Below are 2,211 nucleotides of genomic sequence, written 5' to 3' on the forward strand. Positions count from 1 at the left end.
GATTCCACACCAATTAATGTTTGTCACAACTGTCGGGCGCATTCTCACAAAGTGTTTAAAGGATTAGTGAAATGGGGCAAAAATTCTGTGGGCTGGCATTTTGGATTCAAGCTTCATTTAATTATTAATGATTGTGGAGAATTACTCGCATTTTTACTAACACAAGCATTCGTAGATGAGCGAAAACCAGTCCCAAATATGACTAAAGACATAAGAAAGCAAACTGTTTGGTGACAGAGGATACATCTCTCAAAAATTGTTTGAAGAGTTATATAAGCGAGGGTTGCAGTTAGTCACAAAATCTAAGAAGAAAATGAAAAACTGTTTGGTAAAACTGATTGATAAAATTCTGTTACGCAAATGTGCTGTCATTGAAAGGAAAATATATCTCTAACCAGCTTTTAATAATCGGGAAGCAAATTTCTTCAATATTTATGTAATTTAAAGATAAAAATCTTTGAACTTTCTTTCTTCTACTTTCAAAAAATATGGGGATAGGTAAAGCAGTAGCCAATGCTTCAATGCTAACAGTTTTAATAGATTGTAATAAATTTATCAGGATTTTTAGTAATAAATATTCTGCACGTCCCAATTCTCGCTTGAGGTTTGTCTCGTAGAATTCTGGTAACATTATCATTAAATAGAGCTTGTTGCGAATAAATGCTCTTTTTCTTTTACCACAAATTGCTACACTCTTTGCAATATAAGCATTCTAGACTATTTTGTCCCCCCGTAAGTGTCATTTGTCACTCTACGGTATACCATCATCGCCCCGAATAACTCCACACAGGGACAATTATGTGCGATGGCGTACCCGCCTACCATAGGTGATCACTCCCAAGAGTGAAGTGCGCTTAAGGCTGTCGTGAAGTACTGCAAACTACTACTACAATGGCGGCGATCGCTTGCGTAAAAAATACAATCTTATTGCCCCAGCTACAAAACTTGATGTCATGGCAGGTTAATTTTGGGAACCATTGGTTCTTTCAGCACTCAAGCCATTATAGCAATTCTCTAAAATTCGGCAACACATTCAAGCCCCGAAACCTAAACCATATTTGATGCATCTTAACTAATAAAATAAATATAATTAATTTAGGAAATAATATTATTTAACTCAAAAAGAATATCCTCTCTAAATATGGAATTTCAATTGAAAAATTCAAAAAGAATTCAGAATAGCTGAATTCAGGAGTCAGAATTAATGAGTGGGGGATTTAGACCCACCACTCGATTATTGCACCACTAAATCTCCGATTTAGTGGGGGAGCAAAAACGCCGTTTATTCAGACGCTCCTACGTCGCTAACGCTACGCTATCCGCCACTCGCACAGGATTAAATTCTGAATTCTGGCGACTGACGCATGTATTCTGTTCGTTAAATGTGGAGAAATTATCTGTAGTCTATTACAAGGTTTTGGACATCATAATTATTTTGGAATTATTACAAAACCCACACTTTGAATAGAACGCTGAGGCTAAACTATCTCGCGCTGTCAATAGATAAATCTTATTGACACCTTTATCCACTAAATTTTGGGAAAGCACATCCATAATTTTTGTGCCAACTCCGCTTTGTTGCTTAGTGGATTCAACACACATTTCCTTGAGGTAAAAGCTGTTACCTTGATGCCATCTTTCAATATAACCAATAGCAAAACCGATAATTCTCTCTTCTAAAATGGCAACAACACTGTGTGACCAAGGCATATTATAAAAATCTTCCAATCTGTTAAAAGCTGATTCAATCTCCCAGTTTTCATTCCAGGGAGGATTGCTAAAGACTGAAACAAACAAGTTCGCGCATTCTTTCAAGTGTTGATGTTCAATTGGTTGTAGTTTCATTTGAAATAAAAAAGGATGACGTTTATCCGCTACACAGTTTAGTACAACTAAGTTTGATACATTTAGAAATCTTTCAAGGTCATTACCGCGCAAGGAAATTAGGCAGCGCTGGCGGTTGTAATCCTTAACAGCGATTATTTATAGCCACTGATAAAAATTTTTTCTTAGCAATTTCTTACCTTATATCTTATAACCTAGCGTGGCAAAACTTACTAGAGAAGAGCGGAAATCCTGTAATCTTGACCTTGTAGCCAAATAATGGTGCAAAAACTTGGCAAGAAAAAGTTTAAAACCAGAGGCAACATCGTTTGAAGTACTCGATTGTGTTCAAAAAAAATGCCCTTCGTGCGGTCAAGCAATGTGGAA

Annotated in this window: 1 protein-coding gene and 2 pseudogenes; 1 reads left to right on the forward strand and 2 read right to left on the reverse strand. The window is 36.4% G+C overall.

Annotated features, from left to right (window positions below; translation table 11 throughout):
• Positions 1-376, forward strand: a pseudogene (locus H6G97_RS56445) (IS982 family transposase); the annotation flags it as partial.
• 6 nt (positions 377-382) lie between these two features.
• Here the strand turns inward: H6G97_RS56445 and H6G97_RS50240 are convergent.
• Both H6G97_RS50240 and H6G97_RS50245 read right to left on the reverse strand, forming a co-directional pair.
• Positions 383-631 (reverse strand): annotated as a pseudogene (locus H6G97_RS50240) (IS4 family transposase); the annotation flags it as partial.
• Positions 632-1,407: 776 nt separating this feature from the next.
• Positions 1,408-1,938 (reverse strand): GNAT family N-acetyltransferase, encoded by a 531-nt coding sequence (locus tag H6G97_RS50245; RefSeq protein WP_190947675.1) that lies wholly within the window; start codon positions 1,936-1,938, stop codon positions 1,408-1,410.
• Positions 1,939-2,211: the final 273 nt, after the last annotated feature.

The sequence above is a fragment of the Nostoc flagelliforme FACHB-838 genome (assembly GCF_014698065.1).
Classification (GTDB): Bacteria; Cyanobacteriota; Cyanobacteriia; order Cyanobacteriales; family Nostocaceae; genus Nostoc; species Nostoc flagelliforme_B.